At 66.3% G+C, this 23,094-nt stretch carries 25 protein-coding genes; 14 read left to right on the top strand and 11 right to left on the bottom strand.

Features of this window, described 5'->3' with window-relative positions:
• The first annotated feature begins 193 nt into the window (after positions 1-193).
• The 3 genes from ABNF93_RS09610 to ABNF93_RS09600 all read left to right on the top strand — a co-directional run bounded on the left by ABNF93_RS09610 (position 194) and on the right by ABNF93_RS09600 (position 2,878).
• Positions 194-613, top strand: coding sequence for a hypothetical protein (locus ABNF93_RS09610; RefSeq protein WP_349327519.1), 420 nt, complete (start codon positions 194-196; stop codon positions 611-613).
• An 11-nt stretch (positions 614-624) separates the two neighbouring features.
• Positions 625-2,199, top strand: coding sequence for a multicopper oxidase family protein (locus ABNF93_RS09605; protein WP_349327518.1), 1,575 nt, complete (start codon positions 625-627; stop codon positions 2,197-2,199).
• A gap of 244 nt (positions 2,200-2,443) precedes the next feature.
• Positions 2,444-2,878 carry an ester cyclase gene (locus ABNF93_RS09600; protein WP_349327517.1) on the top strand — a complete coding sequence of 145 codons (435 nt, stop codon included), beginning with the start codon at positions 2,444-2,446 and terminating at the stop codon, positions 2,876-2,878.
• Positions 2,879-3,109: 231 nt separating this feature from the next.
• Here ABNF93_RS09600 and sigJ read toward each other — a convergent pair whose 3' ends face one another.
• Positions 3,110-4,021, bottom strand: coding sequence for an RNA polymerase sigma factor SigJ (gene sigJ, locus ABNF93_RS09595; RefSeq protein ID WP_349327516.1), 912 nt, complete (start codon positions 4,019-4,021; stop codon positions 3,110-3,112).
• Between the two features lie 156 nt (positions 4,022-4,177).
• On the opposite strand from sigJ, the gene ABNF93_RS09590 reads away from it, so the two are divergent.
• On the top strand, positions 4,178-4,807 hold the full coding sequence (locus ABNF93_RS09590) for an LUD domain-containing protein (protein WP_349327514.1): 630 nt from the start codon (positions 4,178-4,180) through the stop codon (positions 4,805-4,807).
• A 397-nt stretch (positions 4,808-5,204) separates the two neighbouring features.
• On the opposite strand, the gene ABNF93_RS09585 is transcribed toward ABNF93_RS09590, so the two are convergent.
• Positions 5,205-5,714, bottom strand: coding sequence for a hypothetical protein (locus tag ABNF93_RS09585; RefSeq protein ID WP_349327513.1), 510 nt, complete (start codon positions 5,712-5,714; stop codon positions 5,205-5,207).
• Between the two features lie 88 nt (positions 5,715-5,802).
• Here ABNF93_RS09585 and ABNF93_RS09580 point away from each other — a divergent pair, with 88 nt between their 5' ends.
• From ABNF93_RS09580 to ABNF93_RS09565, 4 genes are all read left to right on the top strand, one after another.
• A complete protein-coding gene (locus ABNF93_RS09580; RefSeq protein WP_349327512.1) occupies positions 5,803-6,210 on the top strand; it encodes a phosphotransferase in 408 nt (135 codons plus the stop codon).
• Entirely contained in the window at positions 6,140-6,574 is a 435-nt protein-coding gene (locus ABNF93_RS09575; RefSeq protein WP_349327510.1) for a phosphotransferase family protein, read from the top strand. Before ABNF93_RS09580 ends, ABNF93_RS09575 begins: the two co-directional genes overlap by 71 nt.
• A 327-nt stretch (positions 6,575-6,901) precedes the next feature.
• On the top strand, positions 6,902-7,930 hold the full coding sequence (locus ABNF93_RS09570) for an ankyrin repeat domain-containing protein (RefSeq protein ID WP_349327506.1): 1,029 nt from the start codon (positions 6,902-6,904) through the stop codon (positions 7,928-7,930).
• A gap of 250 nt (positions 7,931-8,180) precedes the next feature.
• The gene (locus ABNF93_RS09565) at positions 8,181-8,717 is read left to right on the top strand and encodes a GNAT family N-acetyltransferase (protein ID WP_349327504.1); all 537 of its coding nucleotides are present in this window, start codon (positions 8,181-8,183) and stop codon (positions 8,715-8,717) included.
• Positions 8,718-8,894: 177 nt separating this feature from the next.
• Here ABNF93_RS09565 and ABNF93_RS09560 read toward each other — a convergent pair whose 3' ends face one another.
• The 8 genes from ABNF93_RS09560 to ABNF93_RS09525 form a co-directional block, all read right to left on the bottom strand.
• Positions 8,895-9,818, bottom strand: coding sequence for a sulfotransferase family protein (locus ABNF93_RS09560; protein WP_349327503.1), 924 nt, complete (start codon positions 9,816-9,818; stop codon positions 8,895-8,897).
• 182 nt (positions 9,819-10,000) lie between these two features.
• Positions 10,001-11,416, bottom strand: a complete 1,416-nt coding sequence (locus tag ABNF93_RS09555) for a PhoX family protein (RefSeq protein ID WP_349327501.1) — start codon at positions 11,414-11,416, stop codon at positions 10,001-10,003.
• A 127-nt stretch (positions 11,417-11,543) separates the two neighbouring features.
• Positions 11,544-12,101 carry a hypothetical protein gene (locus tag ABNF93_RS09550; RefSeq protein WP_349327500.1) on the bottom strand — a complete coding sequence of 186 codons (558 nt, stop codon included), beginning with the start codon at positions 12,099-12,101 and terminating at the stop codon, positions 11,544-11,546.
• 29 nt (positions 12,102-12,130) lie between these two features.
• Positions 12,131-12,886 carry a hypothetical protein gene (locus ABNF93_RS09545; RefSeq protein ID WP_349327498.1) on the bottom strand — a complete coding sequence of 252 codons (756 nt, stop codon included), beginning with the start codon at positions 12,884-12,886 and terminating at the stop codon, positions 12,131-12,133.
• A 46-nt stretch (positions 12,887-12,932) separates the two neighbouring features.
• Positions 12,933-13,415, bottom strand: coding sequence for a hypothetical protein (locus ABNF93_RS09540; RefSeq protein WP_349327497.1), 483 nt, complete (start codon positions 13,413-13,415; stop codon positions 12,933-12,935).
• Positions 13,416-13,514: 99 nt separating this feature from the next.
• On the bottom strand, positions 13,515-13,709 hold the full coding sequence (locus ABNF93_RS09535) for a hypothetical protein (protein WP_349327496.1): 195 nt from the start codon (positions 13,707-13,709) through the stop codon (positions 13,515-13,517).
• Positions 13,710-13,714: 5 nt separating this feature from the next.
• Positions 13,715-14,281, bottom strand: a complete 567-nt coding sequence (locus ABNF93_RS09530; RefSeq protein ID WP_349327494.1) for a hypothetical protein — start codon at positions 14,279-14,281, stop codon at positions 13,715-13,717.
• Positions 14,281-14,781, bottom strand: coding sequence for a MauE/DoxX family redox-associated membrane protein (locus ABNF93_RS09525; protein WP_349327493.1), 501 nt, complete (start codon positions 14,779-14,781; stop codon positions 14,281-14,283). The genes ABNF93_RS09530 and ABNF93_RS09525 overlap by 1 nt, the downstream gene beginning before the upstream one ends.
• Before the next feature lie 618 nt (positions 14,782-15,399).
• On the opposite strand from ABNF93_RS09525, the gene ABNF93_RS09520 reads away from it, so the two are divergent.
• The 6 genes from ABNF93_RS09520 to ABNF93_RS09495 all read left to right on the top strand — a co-directional run bounded on the left by ABNF93_RS09520 (position 15,400) and on the right by ABNF93_RS09495 (position 21,769).
• Positions 15,400-17,211: a polysaccharide pyruvyl transferase family protein gene (locus ABNF93_RS09520; RefSeq protein WP_349327492.1), complete on the top strand. Its 1,812-nt coding sequence runs from the start codon at positions 15,400-15,402 to the stop codon at positions 17,209-17,211.
• 7 nt (positions 17,212-17,218) lie between these two features.
• Positions 17,219-17,995, top strand: a complete 777-nt coding sequence (locus ABNF93_RS09515) for a hypothetical protein (protein WP_349327491.1) — start codon at positions 17,219-17,221, stop codon at positions 17,993-17,995.
• A gap of 5 nt (positions 17,996-18,000) precedes the next feature.
• A complete protein-coding gene (locus ABNF93_RS09510) occupies positions 18,001-18,822 on the top strand; it encodes a glycosyltransferase (protein WP_349327490.1) in 822 nt (273 codons plus the stop codon).
• Positions 18,823-19,080: 258 nt separating this feature from the next.
• A complete protein-coding gene (locus tag ABNF93_RS09505; RefSeq protein WP_349327489.1) occupies positions 19,081-20,112 on the top strand; it encodes an ABC transporter ATP-binding protein in 1,032 nt (343 codons plus the stop codon).
• Complete coding sequence (locus tag ABNF93_RS09500) at positions 20,109-20,921, top strand: ABC transporter permease (protein ID WP_349327487.1); 813 nt, start codon at positions 20,109-20,111, stop codon at positions 20,919-20,921. Before ABNF93_RS09505 ends, ABNF93_RS09500 begins: the two co-directional genes overlap by 4 nt.
• Positions 20,918-21,769, top strand: a complete 852-nt coding sequence (locus tag ABNF93_RS09495; RefSeq protein WP_349327485.1) for an ABC transporter permease — start codon at positions 20,918-20,920, stop codon at positions 21,767-21,769. The genes ABNF93_RS09500 and ABNF93_RS09495 overlap by 4 nt, the downstream gene beginning before the upstream one ends.
• 36 nt (positions 21,770-21,805) lie before the next feature.
• On the opposite strand, the gene ABNF93_RS09490 is transcribed toward ABNF93_RS09495, so the two are convergent.
• Entirely contained in the window at positions 21,806-23,065 is a 1,260-nt protein-coding gene (locus tag ABNF93_RS09490) for an RNA polymerase sigma factor (protein WP_349327484.1), read from the bottom strand.
• Between the last annotated feature and the right edge of the window lie 29 nt (positions 23,066-23,094).

Here is a 23,094-nt window from a genome sequence, read left to right as displayed (position 1 = left end):
TTGATCGGCTCATCTCCTTCCGACTCGCTCAGCAGGTGATGGCACCTGGTCCGGAGAGCTCGGTGTCTCACTCGTTCCGACGACCCAGACCCGCGACTTGTCAGGAAGGCGCACGTTCCTGCTGACAGTTCGGGCCGCCATCTCGTCGAACGGTTCGAGTCACCACCGATCAACCATCTCCTCGGGAGTCACGATGGCGATCACGACTACGACCGGGATCACGGCCTGGTCCAAGCCGCGACGGCTGGCGTTGCTGGTGAATCGGATGATCGTGAGCGTTCACGCGCTGGCGATCTTCGGCCAGCCGGTGTTCGCCGGCGGCTATCTGAGCGGAGACTACGACCTGCTGTGGCCGCACCGCTGGGGCGCCGACGTCGTCTTCTCCCTCGGCTTCGTCCAGCTGGTGACGGCCTTGGTGCTGTGGCTGCTCCGCGGACCGGCCTGGCTGCTCATTGCCAGCCTGCTGATCGCGGCAGGCGAAACCGGCCAGTACTTCGCCGGGCTCGCGGGCGCCCTCGACCTGCACGTCCCGCTCGGCGTCGCTCTTGTCACCGCGATTGTGCTGACAACCGTCGCCGTGTGGCGGCCGCAACGATGGCGGGTGGAAGGATGACCCGACAGAGCATGCCTCGACGGACGCTCCTGGGCTTGTCCGCCGGGGCGGGAATCGCGCTCGCCGCCGGACTGACCGGACCGCGGATACTGCGCCACGGTGGGCGCGGGAGCGGTGAGCTGTTGCGCAGCAGTATTCCGTTGCCGGAGCCGTTCCAGCAACCGCTGACGACCACACGGGTGCTCCAACCCACCCGGACGACGGGCGACACCGACTACTACCGGATCGTGCAGCGGGAGTCGACTGCCGAGATCATTCCCGGCGTCCGTACACCGATCTGGGGCTACGAGGGGACCTTTCCCGGACCGACGATCGAGTCCCGCAAGGACCGAACCACCGTCGTTCACCACCGAAACGAACTTCCCGTCCCGACCGTGGTCCACCTGCACGGCGGGCACACCCCTGCCGACTCCGACGGTTACCCAACCGATCTCCTCACACCAGCCGCCGGCTGGGACGCCGACCATGCCGGCCACGGCGACCATGCGGGCGGCATGCACGACGACCGGGCGCGGATCGCGCACCGCGAACGTGACTACCGCTATCCGCCCCAGCAGCGCGCCGCCACGTTGTGGTACCACGATCACCGGATGGACTTCACCGGCCCCGCGGTGTACCGGGGGCTGGTCGGCTTCCACCTGATCCGCGACGACGAGGAAGACGCGCTGGACCTGCCATCGGGCGAACGTGAGCTGCCGCTGATGATCGCCGATCGTGCCTTCGACGAGCACGGCGCCTTCGCCTACCCGTCCCTCGACCCGACCCTGCGCACGACCCCGGGCGTTCAGGACGCCTACGTGGAGGGCGTGTTCGGCGACGTCATTCTGGTCAATGGCGCACCCTGGCCGGTCCACGAAGTGGCAGCAGCCAGATACCGACTGCGCGTCCTCAACGCCTCAAACGCCCGCCGCTACGACCTGACCCTGGACCCGCCGCCACCCGGCGGCGCCGGCTTCGTCCAGATCGGCAGCGACCAAGGACTCCTTGACGCACCACGTCGTCACGAGCACCTGCCCATCGCACCGGCCGAACGCTACGACCTGATAGTCGACTTCAGCCGCTACCCGGTCGGCACCAGGGTCACCGTCCGCAACCGCCTCGGCGCCGGGCCGACCGCCCGAGTGATGCAGTTCGTCGTCACCCGCCGCGAATACGATCCGAGCCGCATCCCGCGGAAACTCAGCGACCTTCCGCGACTGACCCGCGAGCAGGCCACAACGGTTCGCGAGTTCAGCTTCCACAGCGGCCCGGTCCACGGACACGCAGGCTGGCTGATCGGCGGCAAGCCCTTCTCGCCGGATCACATGGCGGCGACGCCTCGGCTCGGAGATGTCGAGATCTGGCGGTTCGCCGCCGACTTGCATCACCCGGTCCATCTGCATCTCGTGGGATTCCAGATCCTGACCCGCCATGGTCGCCCACCGGGACCGTACGACGCCGGTCACAAGGACACCGTCGACCTGAGGCCGGCCGAAGCAGTCGAGGTGATCACTCGATTCCACGGCTACCGAGGCCGCTACGTCTTCCACTGCCACAACGCCGAGCACGAGGACATGGCGATGATGGCGAACTTCGAAGTGATCTGACCACCTGCGACCATCTCCAGCCGTTCACCACCCGCTGCCTGACAAACCGGGACCGTGGATCGTCATAACCGGCGAAGAGCAAAGAACCTGACCGCCTGGCAGAAGGGCATCACGTGAACCTCCGTCGGACTGACCCTGCTGATGATCGGCAGTGTCACCGTTCACATTGACTGACTGCTCCGCCGTAGCGCCAGTTGCGGCCGAAAGTGGCGCGACCCTTCACTCGCACAAGAAGAAGGTCCAGATGACATCAACCCAGGAATCAACGAACAAGGAGGCGCTCCGCCGCCTCAACGCAGCTCTAAACAGCGGCGACCCGCACGTGATCTCGACGACGATCGACGAGGTATTCCAACCCGACGTGATCATTCGCACGCCACTGAGGGTCGATGCCAGCGGCAGCGAAATGATGAAGCAACTGTGGGACGTACTCCTACGCGGATTCCCTGACCTCCACGTGACGGTTGAGGACGTGATCGCCGAAGGCGACAAGGTCGTCAGCCGGAACACCGTGTCCGGCACCCACAGAGGCGAATACATGGGCGTTCAACCCACCGGCAAACACATCACCTGGAACGAGATCTTCATCGGCCGCGTCGCCGATGGCCGAGTCGCCGAAACCTGGGGAGTCGTTGACGTCGCCTCACAGATGCGCCAGCTCGGGCTAGTTTCCTCCTGAGAGCCGTGGCCGCCACGGACGGGACCGAATTCGAAGCCGAGCGTGCGCGGCTCGCCGCCATCGCTGGCCGTCCCAGGCGCAACCGCCGAGCCCGACGCCCTGGTCGAGGGAACCCCTGTGGCCGACGAGCTTCGCGATCATCAAGATCACGGTCGCCAATGGGCAAGCAATCCGCAGTCGGTGAACGCACACACGGCGTCGGGCGTCTTACAGAGCCCAGGGAGACGCACCTCAGCCCTTCGTCCAACGGCGGAGTTTGTCGGGGTTGCGTACTACCCAGATGTGCTTGATGCGGTCGCCCACGACGTCGAACGCGAACACCGTCACGGTGACGCCGTCTTGCTGAGCCACCAGGCCGGGCTGACCGTTGACCGTACGTTCCAGGAGTGTCATGTTGTCGAGCCTGCGACGGGCGAGTTCGGCCCAGGCGTGCGCGATCTGCTCGCCGCCTTCGATGGGGTGCAGGAAGGTCGTGGCGAGGCCGCCGCCGTCGGCGGTCGCCGTGGCGTCGGGGTCGAGCAGACCGATGAGGGCGTCGATGTCCTTGGCCTCCCAAGCCCGCTTGAAGTCCCTGACGACGCCGGTGGGCTGGGCTGCCGGAGTCGTCGCGGAAGGCTGCGAGGCCCGGATGCGGCGGCGGGCCGAGGAGGCCAGCTGGCGGCACGCCGCCGGGGTACGGCCGACGATCTCGGCCACTTCGGCGAAGGAGTGGCAGAACACGTCGTGCAGGATGAACGCGACGCGTTCCGCCGGGGTCATCGACTCCAGCACGACCAGGAACGCCAGGTTGACCGACTCGTCCAGGGTGACCCGGTCGGCAGGGTCGGTGACGGTGCCGTCGGGGAGCGGCTCGGGGATCCATTCGCCCACGTACGCCTCTCGCCGGACCCGTGCCGAGCCGAGCAGGTTGAGGCAGATGCGGCTGGCGACCGTCGTCAGCCAGGCGCCGGGAGACTCGATGGCGTACTGCTGCTGCTGGGACATGGCGTACCAGCGGGTGTAGGTCTCCTGGACGGCGTCCTCGGCCTCGGCCAGGGAGCCCAGCAGCCGGTACGCGAGATTGATCAGGTGATGCCGCTCGCTCATGATCGCGTCCAGGCCCGCGTCGGGCCGGCTCTGTTCTGGCTCGGATCGGGTGGTCATGGTGCCGTCGGCCCCCTCTGTCGCATCGGTCCTCACCAGTACGACAAGACGGCGCACCGGAATGTGAGGCGACACACCGGCTCACATTCCTGAGGGCTGTGTTGTCGAACTGGTGAAACCAACACATCATCCAGCGAACAGGGAGCTCAGAGCATCATGACCACTTCAGTTCCGGAAACACCCTTCGCCGACGCGGCGCCCGGGCGTCGTCTGGAGCGGGCGGCCGCCGCGCTGACCGCGAACGGTTTCACCGTCGAGATCCTCGATGACGCCGCCGCCGCGCGTAGCCGTGTCAAGGAGCTGGTCCCGGAGGGCGCAACCGTGTTCACCGGGGCCAGCGAGACCCTCCGCCTGTCCGGCATCGATGAGGACATCAACACCGGTGGGCGATACGAGGCCGTCAAGCCGCGCACCCTGGCCATGGACCGCACCACCCAGGCGGACGAGATCCGGCGGCTGCGCGCCAGCCCTGACGTCGTCGTAGGCAGCGTCCACGCGGTCACCGAGACCGGTTCCCTCGTGGTCGCCTCGGGCAGCGGAAGCCAGCTGCCCAGCTACTCCGGCGGCGCCGCCCGCGCGATCTGGATCGTCGGGGCGCAGAAGGTGGTGCCCGACCTGAGCGGCGCGCTGCGTCGCGTCGAAGACCACTGCCTGCCGCTGGAGAACGCCCGCGCCCAGGAGGCCTATGGGTGGCCCAGCGCCATCAACCGCCTTCTCATCCTCAACGCGGAATACCAGCCTGGACGCGGCACCGTCCTGCTGCTCCGCGAAACCATCGGCTTCTGAACCACCCGTCCGGGCAGCGGGCCCAGATCCTCCAGCCGGGTGACAAGCCGATCAGACGTTGCGTCGGGCGTCCGAGTGCTGGTCAGGGGGATGTCCTCGGCGGCCGCGACGGCACGCTGGGTGGCGGACTTGGCGCTGGCGCCGGACTGGGCGTCTGCGAGGGTCGTGTGGACGGCGCCGATGGAGCCGGTCGCATCATCGAACAAGGCACGCACACCGATCTCATCGCCGCAGGCGGCCAGTACGCAGAGCTCGACCAACTACAAGCGCGCGGATACCACTCACTCATCGAACCCCGCGCTTGAAGATGCACACCGCCCACGTCGTGGACGGCCAAACGAAACGGGGCTGAGCCGCCTACGCTCAGCACTTCCCTTTGATTCCCGTGAGCGATCGCCTAGCCGGGACGGTTTTTGAGGAGTGGGCGGGCGACGTTCCACAGGTCGCGGACGCCGCGGTACCACCCCAGGACGTACGCACCACGGAGTTCAGGGTCGTCGTCGAGCGGCGCGTTCCACACCGTGTCATCGCGTTCGGTGAACGTGTCGGGAAGCTGGTCCTGCCAGCCCTCCATCTCGCCTGAGTCGGCCGTCAGCGGGTCGAGGTGGTCGACCCCGGACCAGGTCTGCTTGAACTCGTTGAGTTCGCCAAGCGTCGCGACGTCGATGGCCCAGGCCTCTCCGGCCTTGACCCCTCGCTGGTACCACTTCTCCCGCTCGCCCCGCAGCCGCTCGATCAGCCGCGCGACCTTCGTATCGACGTTGTCCGCCACGAGGGTGGGTCCTTCCACCATGTCCAGCTCCTTCTCCAGGGCAGCCGCGCACACCTTCGAGGCGTTCACACGATCCCTTAGCCGGTCAAGACGCTCGTACAACGCGTCGGGGATGCTGATGTTGAGTCGGGCCATGGACCTCTCTCGTTCCTCGCGAGTGGCCGGAAGCCTAGCGGGAGATGCGCATCATGCGCAAGAAGCGCATCACGCGCATCGTCTTCGGGTGCCGTTCGAGCGACTCGACTATCGGGGTCGGATGACGGACGCCGTGCTGCGCGCACCCACTCCGCGGATCGACGCCGCAATGGTCGCCACCGGAGCAACCGCTCTCGAGGTGGCCGAACAGTGCATGTTGCCGGCCCCGCGACTGATAGAAGCCGACCTCCAGGGCGTCCTGGCTGGAGTTCCGGTGACGCTGGAGACCGTTGTCCCGGGCACCGCCGCCTGGCCGCCACCCTCGTCGGCCGAACGGCTGCGTACCGCCGGCGCGGCCCTGGCACGCGTGCATGCTGTGGCGATGGCTCCGCGTGAACCTGCCGTTCCGGCCACGACCGATCGCCGTGGACGACTTCGCCGACGACCGCCGTGCGGACCGGATGCCGACGACACCACTGCTGCGGAAAGCCGATGAGCTGATCACGGCGCATGGCCTGCCGCCCGGCGAGCCTGTCTATGTCCACGGCGACGTCTGGCCCGGCAACCTCATCTGGACCGGCGACGACATTGCGGCGCTCATTGACTGGAAGACCGCCGGCGCCGGCGCACCAGGGGTCGACCTGTGCGAGCTCCGCAAGCAAGTCGCGATCACGTTTGACCCAGAAGCACCCGCCCACGTGCTCGACGGCTGGGAGCGTGCAGCCGGCACGAGAGCGCGTGACGTCGCCTACTGGGACGCCGTTGCCGCACTCAACACCCCCACCGAGCTGTACGACGCGACAGCAACCGCGCGTCGTGACGCGTTCCTGCGATCGGCCCTGTCCAACCTCGGTCTCTGAGCCGTAGACATCGATCGGCGTCCGCCGATGGGAGGGACCCGGCCAATCCTCTCCCGGAGACCTCCCACAGAGGTAAGCGTCAAGACGATCAGGCGAGTAGCCGGCGCCTACCTCGACCGACATCCGTTGGTCCGGCGTACGGACTGCGTGGGCGGTCGCAAGCGTTGACCGTGACAGGCCGGCAACTGTGGCCGTATAGTCGTTCTTGCGCTGGAGGGCGCTGCCGGGTCCGCGGGCAGGACTGAGTCCACCTCCGGCTTTCGACTGATTCTTGTTGGCCTCTTCCTCGGCCTGAGCGCGGACCGCAGGCATTCGGAGGGAGACGGCATGTCTTCTCGTACGCTTCCCGTGCGTCCTGATCTCGACCAGCTTCGTCGGCAGGCGAAGGATCTTCACCGAGCCGCGGCGGCCGGTGAACCCGACGCGCGGGCGCGGATCAGCGTTGTTTCACCCGAGATCTCACTCCACACGGCACAACTCGCGTTGGCCCGGGAGTACGGATTCGCCAGCTGGCCACGACTTCACAGCGAGGTCAAACGGCTCCGACTCATCGCGGACGGGGACATCGACGGGTTCGCCTCCTTGGTGGCCGCAGATCCGGCTCTCGCGACGGACGGCATCCGCTTCCCCGACAGCGACACGACTCTCCCGGCTTTGCAGTACATCGGTATCGGGCTACTCCACGGCTGGTGGAACCACCATCGGGCAGGCGACCTGACCCGGGTCCTGCTCGCCCAGGGTGTCTCCACGAACGGAGACGGAGAATCACCTCTGATCACCGCAGCGAGCCATGGCGAACCCGAGATGGTACGTGTCCTCATCGACGCCGGCGCGGATCTGGAGGCGACAGGACCAGCCGCGCCCGGCAGTGGCACCGCACTCGCGCATGCCGTGCACTACGGCATTGTTCCCGCCGTCGACATACTCGTCGGCGCTGGTGCGGTCGTTCACGATCTGGTCGAGGCGGCAGGTGCCGGCGACATCGACCACTACGGTCTGGCTGACGTCACGCACGAGATCCTGGTCGGTGCTTTGCGCGCCGCAGCCGTGTGCGAGCGGTTGACGGTTATCGACCAGATCCTCGATACCGGTCTGGATGTCAACTCTGAGTTCCGGACGCTCACTGAGCCTGGCGGCGGCACCGCCCTGCATTGCGCGGCGTGGGAAGGCAAGGACGCCAGCGTGGCACACCTACTTACGCGCGGTGCCGACCCCAACCGCAGGGTCGAAGGCGTCGACCCCATCAGGAACGCCACACCGCTGGCCTGGTGCAGACACCGCTCCGGCGTCGGTCACGGCGGCAACCACACCCAGGTCGAGGCAATCCTCGAGCCAATCACGAACTCGGCTTCGTGATGCGAAGTTGCTCAGGGCATGGTCACGCAGGCTGCGAGCTGCAAGGTGAGGCGGGAGCGGTAGGTCATTGCACGGTCAAGCACGTACTCGAGGACTGGCCGGACACGCGCTTCCCGAGGATCGGCATGGTCAAGGCGGCCGCTCGGCGTGCGGCGGTGACGAGGGTCTCGGCGTCGCACCCGCCACCGTGCGTGGTGCGGCGCGCAAATCCCGTGGACTGCCCGGGCCGCGGCCCCGCATTATCGGCGGCATGTCCTCTCACCAGATCCGCTTCGCGGAGTTGTCCCGTAAAGCCATGTCGGCATTGCTCGCTGACGACCTCGCCACGGCCCGGGCGGAATCCGGCGTCGAACTCGGCCGGTTGTTCGTCGACGATCGCGCGAAGTGGCTCTGGAACTACCGGCTCAAGCAACTCGAGACCGAGCCGGAAGCCGCCGCGTGGATCGCCCGAGCGGTGGTCGCCGAGCCTGACGGCGTGGTGATCGGGTACGCGGGGTATCACGGACCGCCGGACGACCGGGGCATGGTAGAAGTCGGGTACACGGTCGACCCGGGGCACCGGCGGCAAGGCTATGCGACAGCGATCCTTGCCGCGCTGCTCGAACGAGCCGCCGCCGAACCGGCGGTACAGGTCGTACGGGCGTCGATCAGCCCGGACAACGAGGCATCGCTGGCGACGATCGCCAAGTTCGGCTTCACCAAGATCGGCGACCAGTGGGACGAAGAAGACGGCCTGGAACTCGTCTTCGAACGCCCCGCTTCACCCTCGCCAACAGCCAGTCCGTGAGGACCTGACACAGGCCCTGCCCCGAAGCCGAAGTCGCACACGCTGTGGTCGGCGTCGGATGACCCCGCCGGCAACCGTCCGTACTTCTCCTCCCAGCGCGGAAGCACCAGCTCCAGTAGCGGCGGCACCACCTACGAGGTACCCGGCCCGCTCCGCACTTCTCCCTGACCCCGCCGGTCAGCTCGGGTACGGCTGGTAGGAAAGCCTGTCCATGACGGGTGCCAGCCGTTGCTGGAGTGCCGCCGCGTCCAGCGGGGTTACGTAGTCGCGCCACTCCTTCGTCTTCGTGGTGATCTCGCCGAACAGGTGCGGTGCGGCGCGGCGCCTGGCGAGGTCGGGATTGGGCTCGCGGACGATCTCGAGATCGAACGGCTCTCCGATGAAGTCGCAGATGCCTCGCATGGTCTCGTCCGGTTCTGCGGTGAACTGCTCATAGCGAACCATCAGAAACGAGGCCGGCACCTCAGCCGCGGCAGCCAGTGCCAGCGTAGTGTTCCTCGCCCACCGCTGCGCGAACGCCGTCGGCTTCAGCGCCGCCCAGCGCGCCGCCACGGGATCGACCCGTGCACGGCGTACGTACGAGGTGTAGACATCGACCGGGTGCCGGTGGATGTAGATCAGCCGGGCCTTCGGGTAGCACCGAAGCAACCTGTGGACGTAGTTGACGTGGCTGGGTGTCTTCTCGAGCACGCGCTTCACGCCACGAGCAGAGCGCACATGGTGGAAGTACGAACGTACGACGAGCGGATGTCCGCTGGCCGTCCAGATGCGACTCCGGTGGCGGGCTGGTACGCGGCGGAGCGCGGCCTCACCGGCTGCCAGCAGCGGTCGCAGCGGAGCGATCGAGGTGAGAAACGCCTGGTACCGGTCGTCGTCGTGGGCCATGTGGCCATACATCGTTCCGGGTTCGCGCGGCCCGAACGACGCCGCATTCTCGACGTGCACCATGATCTTGCTCTCCCACAGGTTCTCCGACCGCGGGCGAAAGGCCGGATGCTTCTGCATGCTGCGGTAGAGGATCGTCGTGCCGCTGCGTGCCTCGCCGACGATGAAGACCGGAGCGGTTACTCGTTCGGTCCGGGAGATCTCCAGCAGATTCACGGGCGAACGTTACTGGCAAAAGGTGAACCGAAGGTGAAGAGGGTGGCGAAGTCCGCCGGCCGCGACGGCGCCCTGCTCGAAGGGAGCGCCGTCGCGGCCGGCCTCACCACTCTCCGTTCGTTCCAGGGAACTTCCACGACGGCGTGCGTGAACACCCCACCAAGATCCCCTGATGATGTGGCTCAGAGTGAGCCGTTGAGGAACGGGCCGGTGATGGCGAAGGTGATTCCCGGGCTCTGCGCGTTGGCGAAGAGCCAGTTGCCGTTCTTGGGCTCGAACGTCGACCCGCACCACTCCGAGCCGGAGTAGTTGCCCGGCGCGACCTTCTTGCCGGGAACGCCCCCGGCCGGGATGACGACCTGGTTCAGCGCGAACGGGAAGATCTCCCCGTCGGTGGTGAGCCCGTGGAGGTACTCGCCCTCGCTTCCGTCCTCGCACAGCACGATGCCGCCGCGCGGGCTGACGCAGATGTTGTCCGGGTTGTTGAGCACCGCCCGGTCCGGTGACGCGAACAGCACCCGCATGCTCTCGCTGGCCGGGTCGTACTCGAAGACCTGGCCCTGTCCCGAGGGGCCACCGCTCGTCGAGACGATGTAGACCCGATCGTTGCCCCACCACGCACCCTCGAGGCGCCGGAACACCGCCGCGCCCTTGGCTTGACCCTGCAGCGCCGGACGAATTTCGCCCGGTGCGTAGTCGGGGTTGTCGATCGTCACCCACGAGGTGCTGTACTCCGTGCCGGTGTCGTCAGCGTAGGTCGTGTAGGACGAGCCGTCAGCGGTCTCCACCACGAGCATCTGCAGCTCACCGCCCGCAACCAGCTCACCCCTCTTCACCGGCAGGTACCGATACAGCCCGGAGGGCGTCGCGTCCTCGGTGAGGTACACGATCCCGGTGCCCGGGTCGAGTGCGACGGCCTCGTGACTGTAGCGACCCATCCCCGTGAGTGGACGTGGGTCACCCTTCCCGCCGTACGGCACCTCGAACACGTAGCCGTGCCGGGTTCCGTTCGGCGCGATCTCGGTCGTCTCCTCACAGGTGAGCCAGGTTCCCCACGGCGTCGGACCGCCCGCGCAGTTGCGGATCGTGCCGGACAGGCTGGCGTACGACTCGAGGAACTTCCCCTTGTCAGGATCGAACACCAGGTTTGTCGTGCCCCCGCCCGCCGTCGGGTTGTACGCCCGGTCGACGAACGCACCGTCGTACGCGCCCCGCTCGTGGTTCCGGACGATCGCGACCTTGCCGTCGGGACGGCGGAACGCCGCCATGCCGTCGTGCGCGCTCGGCGTCGGCATGTCGTCGGACATCGGGTCGCCGGTCCAGCCGTAACTGATGTACTCGAACCCCTTGGGCAGCCGGAGCAGCTCGAGGCCTGTTGTGTCGTCCTTGACCGGATAGAGCGGGCCGTAGTCAGGGCTCGACGCTCGCTTGCTCATCGGCGCCGCACCCGCGGTCCGCGCCCCCAGCGCCTCCAATGGCCCGAGTGCGAACAGCGACGCGGCGGTCGCGACTCCGCCCCGCAGGAACTGCCGCCGGCCGGAGCCGGCGCCTGAGCCCAGCGGTCCGGGGTTGGAGCTACCTGAACTGGTATCTGTCACGTGATACTCCCAGCGCAAAACGAAACGGTCACGTGACGTTAGCCCGGCACACGACGGCTGCGCCCCAACAGCAACCGAAGACTTCCCGAACAGTCTGAGACCACCGGCTCCGGTAGGTGTCGGGGGTTCAGCTGAGGTACCGCCGGCAGACCGACTTGTACTCGTAGTCGCGGCCACAGCTGTTGTAGACGTACGTCCTGCCATCGGAACATATGACGCTGTCGATGTCGCCACCGGTCTGGCCCCTTCGCCAGACCCACGCATTGATCACGCGGGAGTCGGACAGGTTCCAACATCGATAGTCGCGACGGAAGTCCTCATACTCACAGTCGGTGCGGCGCTCACCGTCCGTCCGGTGGCGGTTGTACGCCCGCTGGCAGAATCTCGAGCTGACGCGCGCGGAGGCGGGGTTGCACCAGCGCCAGTTGGTTCTCCTTGTGGACGTGCTGTAGTCCGCACAGTGAGTCCAGATCTGCCAGGGATGACTCCCGTAAAGCCATGCCTCGGCCCTGTTGCGACCAGGGAGCAGGTCAAGGGCGCTGATTCCGAGAACCATCCCTGTGGTGAGTACGCCTCTCAGCACGCTTCGACGGGTGAGGACACGATCCATGATGAGTTTCCTGACCGCGCTCGGTGTCGCGTTGGCAGGCGGCGTACTCGCACTGGGAATGGGCTCAACGCTCATGGTTGCCTCTCCTCGTGTCTGGTGCCTCATTAGTCTGTCCAGCTGAGCTCGTTGACGTTGAAGAGGAATTCCAGCCCGTCTTTCCAGTCGACGTTGAGCTCCGCCTCGCCGCTGAGCGTCGTCACCGTGCTCGGCGTTGCGTGGAGCAGCACGATCTTTGAAGGCTCCTGCGGGGTCGAGGCCACGTCCTCCATCCAGACCTCGCCAGTCGGAACCGGCGCGCCCGACCAGTCCGGAACGAGCTGATGGGCCGTTTCGGGCTTGCGGATATCGAGGAATCCCACGCCCGGGATCTTCTTGCTGACGTCGAGAACCTCCACGCGGTCGACGGCGGGGGCGGTCGGCCTGACGCAGAGGCCTTCCGGACTGTCCTCGAAGTACAGGCGGGCGAAGTACCGCAGGGCGTCCGAGCCTGACATCCTGGGATCAGGCAACCAGGTCGCCACCTCGTGCCACGGCCCTCGCCACACCGCCAGACCCTGCTCGGCCGTCTCGCAGTGGCCGATCAGGAGGTGTCCGCCCTGTGCCTCGACAACGTTCGCCCAGCGACCGCCGATGACGCGTTCCAGCACCATGTCATAGTTCCCGACGACGGTGATGTGAAGGTCCCGCAGCTGCAACCCGTCCGGCGTACCTGCGTACGGACGCTTCGTGGTGACCTGTACCGAGGCGGACCAAGGCTCTTCGAGGTTGTAGCCTGCCGCGTCGACGGTCAACCATCCACCGTCCGGTGCCCGGAAGCGGGCCCGCGTCGCCGAACTGATCGGTCCCGGATGATCTCTCACCGATCTCTCCTCCTGGTACGCATGCGTGGGTGAGCGGGGCTGTCTCTCAGGCGGCACCGGCTACTGCCGTGTAGAGGAGCGAGCCATAGGCGAGAGCAGTCGCGAGCGTCATCAGGGCTCGAATCGAGGTGTCGTATCTCGCGAGCGATTGGTCCCACCGGCCGTCGTCGCCGTAGGCGTGACGGGACAGCACCATGAGTGCGCGACCAGCCCCGAAACCAACTCCGGCGAGCAGCGCCGCCGGCCATCCCGCCACTAACAGCACGCCCGCGGCCAACACGTGGGGCAGCCCGCTGGTCATGTACGTACGAACACCAGATCCCATCTCGAAGCCAAAGTGCAGGGCGCCGTAGCGGGCGCCGTCGGCTGAAATCGACTCGGGCACCTGGCGCGCATTCTGAGGAAGACGGAGCCGGAATATCCCGAACTCCTGGAGAGCGATCACCACGAACACGGTGAGGACGACACCTACGGCCAGCCGGACGGGAAGCAAGGGACGCAGCAATGACGTACCGAGCGCGACGGCCACCAGGCTGGATGTGAACCCACCAACCAGTAGGCCGGCAGAAAACCACCATCGAGAACCCCCTCGCCAGACCGACGAGATCAGCATTGCTGAGTTGTAGCTTCAAACCGATCCCGAGATCGAGTATCCGGCGGCCAGCGCCACCACCACCCACGACAGGGCACCCGGTGGATCCGCTACTGCCTGCCAGCTCGCCACACCGATCGCACCGAGGGCGATGCCGAGTCCCGGTGCGAGCGGATGAGCAAACGAACGTAGCAGCCCGGACCGTCCGCTGCGCTGTCTCGCCGTCGCCATGGCCCTCAGCTACCCGACGAGTCGGACAGTGTGGGTTCGGACGGGCCAGGCTCGAGTGGGGTGACCTTCGCCATCCTGCTGGCAATCTGAGAGACCACGGCGCGCACCGCCTCTTCGGATCCGGTGGGTTCGGCAACGACGACCCTTCCTTGTCGATCAATTGCGACGATCGCCGGCCGCCAACCAGGGTCAAGTCGGCTGTAACCGCCGGCATCGGCGACGTACTCGACCCGCTCATCTCGCTCGTAGGACTCACTTCTCGATCGTCCGAGAACGACAAATGTCAGGGTGGGTGACCCAGTTGCCGCGAGCTGGGCGAAGACCGGGGCGACCTCGGCGCAGATCGGGCAGTGTTCGTCGACAAGGAGTACGACCGAATACGCCGTCCCACCACGCGGCCGTACGGATGCAGGGACTTCCCGTAGCACCGGAGCCGTACCCGGGCCCTGCGCGACCGGCCGGGCGAGACCGGACTGGATATCACGGAGCTGGCGTAACAGCCCTGCCATCGCAAATGCGAGAACGATGAGCGCGAGCCACGCCAAGACGACCGCACCGACGAGAGCCTCCATCAGATCCTCCGAGACGACATGCCGGGCAAGACGCGCGCCGCGACGGCGACAACCAGAGCCGCGCCCATGAGGGGCACCGAAGTCAGCGTTACCAAAGGTTCAGTCGCCAAAACGGCAGTAGCAGCGGCAGCGACCGCGAACACCCCAGCGCGAACGAGGATCTGCGCGCGCACCGGTCCGTCGCCAAAGCAGCCGCACGGCACTGGACCCCGCCCGAACCGTAAGAAGGTCAGGTAGCCAAGGAACAACCCATAGACGCCTGCTTCGGCGAAAAAGACCGTCTGCCGCACGAACGGGAGGGTCAGAACTGTCACGCAGGCACCGGAACCCACACCGAACTCCACACCAACCAGCCCGACGGCGAGGGTGCGGTGCAGACGGTAGGGCACCACCCGCTGCGCGATCAGGACCGCACGCAGCCTGGTGAAGTGCAGCATGTGTTCGACAGCTGCTGTCAACAACAGCAGCGCCCCACCGACTGCGACCGTCGCCGACACCATGGTCGGGATGGTCGGGAGGCTAGGTGACCACATGCGCCCCTCCCCACCGCTTCTCTGCCTGACCTGACTCTCACTGAGCACGACGCGCCCGACAAGGAAATTCCCACGGCAGCGGCATGCCTTGAGGGACCTCGCGAGATTGGCGACATTCAGGTGATCGCCGAATGTGGAGAGTACGCTCGCGTGCCCGCAGACACGGGGCGTCTACTGTGCAGCCAGTTCGGAGGCAAATGCCCTTGCGGGACCTACGGCTGAGCGCAGAAGGTACTCAGCAGCCCAAGCGGGCGTCACCGCGTCGTCAGTGCGGGGAGTCGCGCTTACTGGGGACTGCACCTGGAGATGGGACTAGATGCGTGGCGTGCGCGGCCGCTGGTGGTCAGACAGAAGACAATTGCCACCTTGGTCATCCTCATCTTTTGTCAACGCCATGACGCCGGCGAAGGGGGTCATAGCACCGTGAGCGTCTTCGGTCACACGGTTCTCGTGCGGACTACTCACGGCTCGGATCACCGCAGGAATTCCAGCCCTGGAATCCGTCGATGTTCGTTGGATACCCGATCTGCATCCTGAAAAGCCCAACCGTCATGCAGTTCAACGGCCAAACGTCTAGGGATATCTATGAATCTTTCGGACATCGTCGTCTGCTCATTCCATACCGCGGACGAATATTACCGAGGGTGTGCTACTTCGCTCCGGAGGCACCTCGAGCGTATCGGCGTCGCCTACAGACTCGAGGAGATCGAGAAGGCGGCCGACGAGGACTGGGCCGACATCTGCCGCAAGAAGATCGGGTTCCTCGCCAGGGTTTGCGACGAACACCCGGACAAGAAGGTCTTCTGGATCGACGTCGACTGCGCCCTGTTGGAGCTGCCTACATATGTCGCCGGGTTCACCGCCGACATCATCGGGTTCCAACGCGGGTTCGGCTCCCCCATGCGCATCGGGTACGCCAATCGCACCAGGTTCTGGGAGCCCTGCTTCTTCGGTATCAACACCACGCCGAGTGCGCGGAAGTTCATCCATGACGCCGACCTGCTGGAGCAGAGTGCCGAGATCAAGGCCACGGATGACTACTTCTTCGAAGAGTCCTGGCGGTCCAACGCTCCGCGCCTATCGTTCCAGGTCATCCCGTCGGCTGCCGTGATCTCCCATGCACAGGTAACCCCCGGCGGCGTGTCCACGTTCTTCTCGTTCGGCGCCAGCGGCAACGTCTCGAACTTCAAGCACAGGGTGAAGCAGCACGGTCGTCTGGGCGGCTCCGACTCGGTGCGGGCGCTGCGAGGACTGCGGCATCAGGCACTTCGTGGAGCCAAGCTGATGGAACGGAAACTTCCGGACCGAGCCGCCCGATGGCTGCGCAAGGTCGCCGACACCTGCGGTATCACAAATGTCTTGACCGGTGGTGGCCTGGTTGGCGACCGGTTGGCCCTGAACGGTGCCGGATCCCCGCACCGCAGTCGAATCGTCAGCGAAATGATCATTGCTGGTCAACGAGGTGAGGTATCCAGGGTCGACGAGGCGTTCAGCCGGTTGGCCTCGAGCCGAATACCCTCCGATTCGGAGATCGCCGCGAAACGGGCAGCCGACGCGTTTTCGGAGTACGCGAGCAAGAACCCAGACGCGGACCCGATCAGACTGGCCTGGTGGCCGCACCCGTTCCCCGGGAACTTCGGCGACTGGCTGAGCCCGCTGATCCTCGACGGCAAAACAGACCGGTCAATTCTCTATCAGAGCCCAACCGCACCCATGCATGAGCCGCACATCTTCTCGACCGGCTCCATCGGACGGTTCATCAAACCGAGCTCGATCGTCGTCGGCACGGGCATCAGCAGCGCCGACATCCAGATCGACCGGAGGGCGCGCTACATCTCCGTTCGTGGTCCCCTCACAGCCGAACTCGTCCAGCAGTGCGGCGGGCCGAGCATCGAGAGCTTCGGCGACCCCGGGGCACTCATCGCACGCGCCATTCCGGTGGAACGCGGCTTGACGAACGGCAGGATCGCCCTGGTGCGGCACCACAAGCACGCCAACCTTCCTACCGCCCTCCCAGAGACCATGGACGAACTCACCGTCCTCCGGTCACACCCCAACGAGATCCGCTCGTTCGTGGCCGAGCTGAATGGGTACGACGCCGTTGTCACCAGCGCGATGCACGTGATGATCATCTGCCACAGCTACGGCATCCCATGCTGTTTGGTCACCTTCGAAGGTTTCGAGTCGGCCGTCCACGGCAGCGGAATCAAGTACAGGGACTACTCTCTCGGCGTCGGGCTGGGGGCGGTGTACGCACCCATCCCGATCTCCACGGATCTGCGTCGCGTCGACTTCGACTCCATGATCTCGAAAGAGAAGATCACGGAGAGTAAGTTGGATGAAATCGAGCAGGCCATCGCCTCCGGGATTTCCACGTACCTCTCGATGAGCGCCTAGGTTCGGCATGCTCGCGCACCTGCTCACCGCGTTCAGCAGGCTGTTCACGACCCGCAAGAGTCGGACGGTGGTCGGCCTTCTCATCGTGGTCACCGCGACGCTTCCGGTCGCGGAGATGCTGGTGCTCGAGATGTTCTCATCACTCATCATCGATGGTCCGGAGGCCTTCACCCAGGACACCAACGGTGCGATTCTGCAGATCGGGATCTTCCTCCTTGCCTTCGGTCTCACCCGAGGTGTCCATCACCTGGTCCGGCTGGTACGCGTACGTGTCTTCCGGGACGGCTTCGAGATCGCGGGACGAACGCGAAGCCCCAGCCAGGAGAGCTGGGAATGGGCACTGGCGTTCGAGTTGTCCGGCGTCCTCGTCAGCCTCGTCCAGGCGGTGATGTTCAGCACGCTGTTCCTCTTCATCGACTGGCCCACGGGAGTGGTCAACATCCTGGTGGTCGCCGTTGTGCTGGCCCTGGTCTCCGCGATCTACCGTCGGCAGTTCGCCTTGCAGAAGGACTACATCACGATGGGCAACCGCCCGGGAACGGTCGCGATTCCCCAGCGAGTGGGTGGGCGAGTGCGAGATGCGGAGTTCGGCGCGATGCTGGCCAGCGTCGGCATGGTCCTCGTGCTGGTGTACATGCTGCTCCGCACTCTGCTCGGCGATATCACCAGCGCGAACGCCATCGTGCTGTTCCTTGGCTTACGTCTACTCTCCGGGCAACTCGGGACGCTCTCGGCCAGCATCATGCGGTTTGCTCGTGCATCGGCTCGACGAGGGGACAACTGATCACCATGCCAAATGCGACTGTCCTGACGATCGCGTACTCGACCATGGCGGCGAGGGCACACAACATCTCGTTGGCGGGCATTGCTCCGGACAACGAGGTGCTGGTGTGCGTTCAAGGGGGACCGCTGCCGTGCGACGGCGAGTTGGCACGAGCGCGCGTCATTCCTGTTCCCGGTACTGGGGTCGCGAAGAGCCGAAACGCGTCAATCGAGTGTGCGCGCGGGCGCTACCTGCTGTTCGGCGATGACGATGTGACGGTGAATCTCGCAGGCGTTGGTGAGGGGATCCGCCACCTGCAACGAACCGGCCATGCGCTGGCCCTCGGGCAAGGGACGGATCCGTCCGGATCGATGCGGAAAAGGTATCCACGGCACGTGACGCCCCTGACTCCGTTCAACTCCGCCAAAGCGGCGACGTACGAAATGCTGATCGATCTGTCGCAGGTCCGGGCCAAGGGCGTACGTTTCGACGTGCGCTTCGGCGCGGGTACCGACCTCCATCTCGGCGACGAGTACATCTTCATCATGGACCTGTTGCGGGCTGGACTTTCCGGTGATGCCGTGCCCGTGATCTTCGGGACACACCCGCGGGTGAGCTCGGGCACCCAGTGGGGCAGCCCTGAGGACAGCCACGCCCGAGCGGTGGCTCTCAACCGGGTGTTCGGAAGATGGGCTCCCTTTGCGCGTATGGCGTTCGGTCTGAAGAACGCCACGAAGTTCGGCAGCTGGCGCGCGCTCGAGACTTTCCTCACCAACAGTGAACTACCCCCCGCCGACGCCCATACCAGGTGGGCCACCATGTCACCGGGCTCCACGTCGGAGCGTTAGAAAGTGGTTCGCGAGACCGTGTGCCGGCCGAAGGGGTCGTCGTCGTAGCTCGATCCTCGCCTGCCACGCGGACCTTCGCGCGAAAGGCGATGGACATGGGTTTTCGGAATGCCCTAGTGTGCAGGTGGCAGCCGCACGCCGGAAGTACCTCAGGGGATGACACCGCCGCGGCGAGGTATCGGTGGATCAGCTCTGCGCTCTGCGCATGGACGCTGCCCGGTCCGAACCATCCCCTGTCCTCGAGAGCGGTGCTCACACGTGACGTCCGTTCAAGCTTGCTTCGATCAGCCTCCTGTCATCGCGGCGGCTGAGCTCACCAAGACCTACAAGTTCCATCAGCAGGGCGCCGGACTGGCGGGTGCGGCGAAGAGTCTGGTCCGCCGCACCTACGAGACGCGCCTCGCCGTCGACAAGATCACCTTCACCATCAACCGCGGCGAGGTTGTCGGGCTGCTGGGCCCGAACGGCGCCGGCAAGACCACCACGCTGAAGATGCTCTCCGGCCTCCTCTACACGACGTCCGGCGACCTGGAGGTGCTCGGCTACACGCCGTCGGACCGCAAGCACGACTACCTGCGCCGGATCGCACTTGTGATGGGCCAGAAGACCATGCTCTGGTGGGACGTCCCCGCCATGGAGAGCCTCCTTCTGCACAAGGACATGTACGGCCTGTCCACGGCCGAGTTCGACCGCAACGTGACCGAGCTCGCCGAGCTGCTCGAGGTCCAGGACCTGCTGAACGTCCAAGTCCGCAAGACCTCCCTCGGCGAACGGATGAAGCTCGAGCTGATGGCGGCACTCGTGCACGGGCCGGAGATCCTGTTCCTCGACGAGCCGACGATCGGTCTCGACGTCGTGGCGAAGGCCCGCGTACGCACGTTCCTCACCGAGGTCAACAAGCTGCGCGGCACGACGATCCTCGTGACCAGCCACGACATGGACGACATCGAGGCGCTCTGTTCGCGAGTGATGATCATCGACCACGGGCGGCTTCAGTACGACGGTGGCCTCGACGAACTCGTCCGAGCCGCGCGGCCGCGCAAGCTGGTCCAGGCGACGTACGCGCACGCCGTCGACGGCAGCCGACTGGCCGACCTCGCCGGCGTCACCGCGGTCGACAGCACTGACCAGGTGGTCAAGCTGGAGGTAGAACGCGAGCGTGCCGGCGAGGTCCTGGAGCAGCTGACCCGGATCGGTCCACTGGTCGACCTCGATGTCACGGACACCGGCATCGAGGAGATCATGCGCGACCTGTTCCTCCGCCGCAGCACGTTGGGGGATCCCTCATGACCACGCTGCTGCGCAATCTCCGCGTCCTGCGAAGGATGACCGCCGCCAACATCGTGCAAGCCTCTGTGTACCGCGGCGCGTGGCTCATCTTCATGGCCGCCAACATCAGCGTGCCGATCATCTCGTTGCTCATCTGGCGAACAGCAATCGCGAACGGCGCGCAACTCCCGGTTGACGAGCGGTACGTCACGACCTACTTCGTGCTGCTGAGCTTCGTCACGATGGCGACCTCCTCGTGGCTGACCGGGTTCCTGGCACGCGACATCCGGCTCGGCAGACTCTCTACCTGGATGGTTCGGCCGGCCTCGTTGTTCCTCGGCTTCGTCGCCAACAACGTTTCCGAGAAGATCATGAAGCTCTTCGCCCTCGCGCCGATGGTCGGGGTGCTGTGGTGGGTCTTCCGGGATTCGATGAACATCCCTGCCGGTCCTGGTCGGTGGGCGCTGTTCGCGGTCAGTCTCGTGCTCGGCGCCGTCCTGGTGTTCACGATCGACATCATGATCGGCTCTCTCGCGTTCTGGATGGATGACGTGCTGGCGATCGCGCAGGCGCGGATGCTCATCGCCAACGTGCTGTCCGGCTCGATCGTGCCGCTCGCCCTGATGCCCGACTGGTCGCGCGGATTCATCGACAACCAGCCGTTCCGCTACACGGTGTCGTTCCCGGTCGAGATCGTGGCTGGCAATCTCTCTGGTGCCGATCTCCTTGCGGGCCTGGGCATTCAGCTCGCCTACGTGCTCGCGTTCGGAGTGGTCGCTCGCGCCGTCTGGTCGAACGGCATCCGTGCGTACTCGGCGGTCGGCGCATGAGCAGCGACCGAACGTATGCCGACGAGCGGCGCCCGCTCGACCGGAACTGGCTGCACCGGCAATGGCGCCACCTGCGGATCTGGCGGGGATTCTTCGCGCGGGCCGTCGTCCGCGAAACCCACTACCGGGCGCACTTCGTGACCACATTGGCCGTCGGGATCGTACAGCTCGGGCTCGGGATCGTTCCGATCCTCCTGTTGTACGGGTACACAGACGACGTGCGCGGCTGGTCACAAGCCGAGGTGATCACGCTCGTCGGCATGTTCCAGATCGTCACCAGCCTGATAGCGACGTTCGTCGCGCCCAACCTCAACCGGATGACGACCTATATCACCGACGGCGAGCTCGACGGCGTGCTCCTCCGCCCGGTGTCGAGCCAGTTCTACCTGACGGTGCGGTGGATCAACGTCGCCGAACTCGGCAACGTCGGTGGCGGCGGCCTGGTGCTCGTGCTCGGCCTCGTCCTCTCGGGAGCGACTCCGAACGCCCTCGAGATCCTCCAGGCGATTGTGCTCGCTACCTGCGGCCTGGTGCTGCTCGCCTGCGTGTGGAGCGCGTTGTCGTTCCTCGCCTTCTGGCTGCAGTCGGTGAACGCCATCGCGTTCATCTATCTCAACCTGGTCGATTCGGGTCGGTATCCGCTGGTGTTCTTCCCGATCGGGGTGCGCGCGTTCCTTACCTTCGCGTTCCCCGTCGCGTTCGCGTCGACGTTCCCGGCGCAGGCCCTCCAAGGCGACCTCGGGTGGCTGCCGGTCGCGGGAGGTCTCGGCCTCACCGTGATCGCGGTGGCACTCGTCCGCGCGCAGTGGCGGTACGGGCTCCGGTCCTACTCCAGTGCCAGCAGCTAGTCAGGACTTTGTCAGGGCGGATGGGCCCCGGCCTGTCTAGCCGGCGTCCACCTCGGCGAGCCGGCCGGCGAGGAACGCGCGTTCGGCGTCGTTGTCGGCCAAGGTGATCGCGCGTTCGTACGCCGCCGCGGCGTCGGCGTTCCGACCCAGGCGACGCAGCAGGTCGGCCTTGACGGCCGGCAGGTAGTGGTAGGCCGCGAGTCGCGGCTCGTGCTGCAGAGCCTCGATCTCGGCCAGCGCCGCCTCCGGGCCCCTCACCATCGCGACCGCCACGGCCCGGTTGAGCGCGACCACCGGCGACGGCCAGATGTGCGACAACTCGTCGTAGAGCACCAGGATCTGGGCCCAGTCCGTGTCGCTGTAGGTCGGGGCGGTCGCGTGCAGCGCCGCGATCGCGGCCTGCAGGGCGAACCGGCCGGGACTGCCACCGCGAAGCGCGCCGTGAACCAGGTCGTGCGCCTCGGCGATCGCGTCGGCGTCCCAGGCCGACCGGTCCTGTTCCTCCAGCAGGAGCAGGCGCCCGTCGGGGGTGGTGCGGGTGGCGCGGCGGGCGTGGTTGGCCAACAGCAGCGCGAGGAGTCCCTGGACCTCGCGCTCGGCCGGCATCAGGTCGCGCAGCACGCGGGCCAGGTCGAGCGCGCGGTCGGCGAGGTCGTTCCTGGTCAGCGCGGGCCCCGTCGGCGCGGTGTGCCCGGTGGTGAAGAGCAGGTGGATCGTCGTGAGGGCTGCGTCCAACCGTTCCGGCAGCGCGTCGGGAGCGGGTATCCGGAACGGGATCCCCGCCGAGGTGATCTTCTTCTTCGCCCGGGTGATTCTGGCCGCCATGGTGGCCTCGGAGACCAGGAACGCCGCCGCGATGTCAGGGGTCGTCACGCCGCACACCAGCCGCAGCGTGAGTGCCACCTGCGCCTCGGTGGCAAGAGCCGGGTGGCAGCACAGGAACACCAGCCGTAGGCGGTCGTCGGGCAGCGCCCGGTCGGCCGCGGGGTCGGCCGGAGGGTCGGCGTCGGTCGGCGTCGGCTCCACCAGCAGGTGCAGCTTCGATCGCAGCGTGCTCGCGCGGCGGAGGATGTCGAGCGCGTTGTGCCTTGCCGCCGTGGTCAACCAGGCGCCCGGCCTCGCGGGTACGCCGTCACGCGCCCACGCGTCGAGCGCGGCGGCGTACGCGTCCTGGACGCAGTCCTGCGCCAGGTCCAGGTCGCGGGCGACGCGGACCGTCGCGGCGAGCACGGTGGCCCACTCGCGACGGTGCGCGTCGGCGACCGCCTGACGGACCGCCTGCTGGTTTGCTGTCACACCGCGAGCACCTGTCACACCGCGAGCAC

The organism is Actinopolymorpha sp. B9G3, from assembly GCF_040120725.1.
Taxonomy (GTDB): domain Bacteria; phylum Actinomycetota; class Actinomycetes; order Propionibacteriales; family Actinopolymorphaceae; genus Thermasporomyces.
This window is presented reverse-complemented; position numbering and strand designations above follow the sequence as displayed.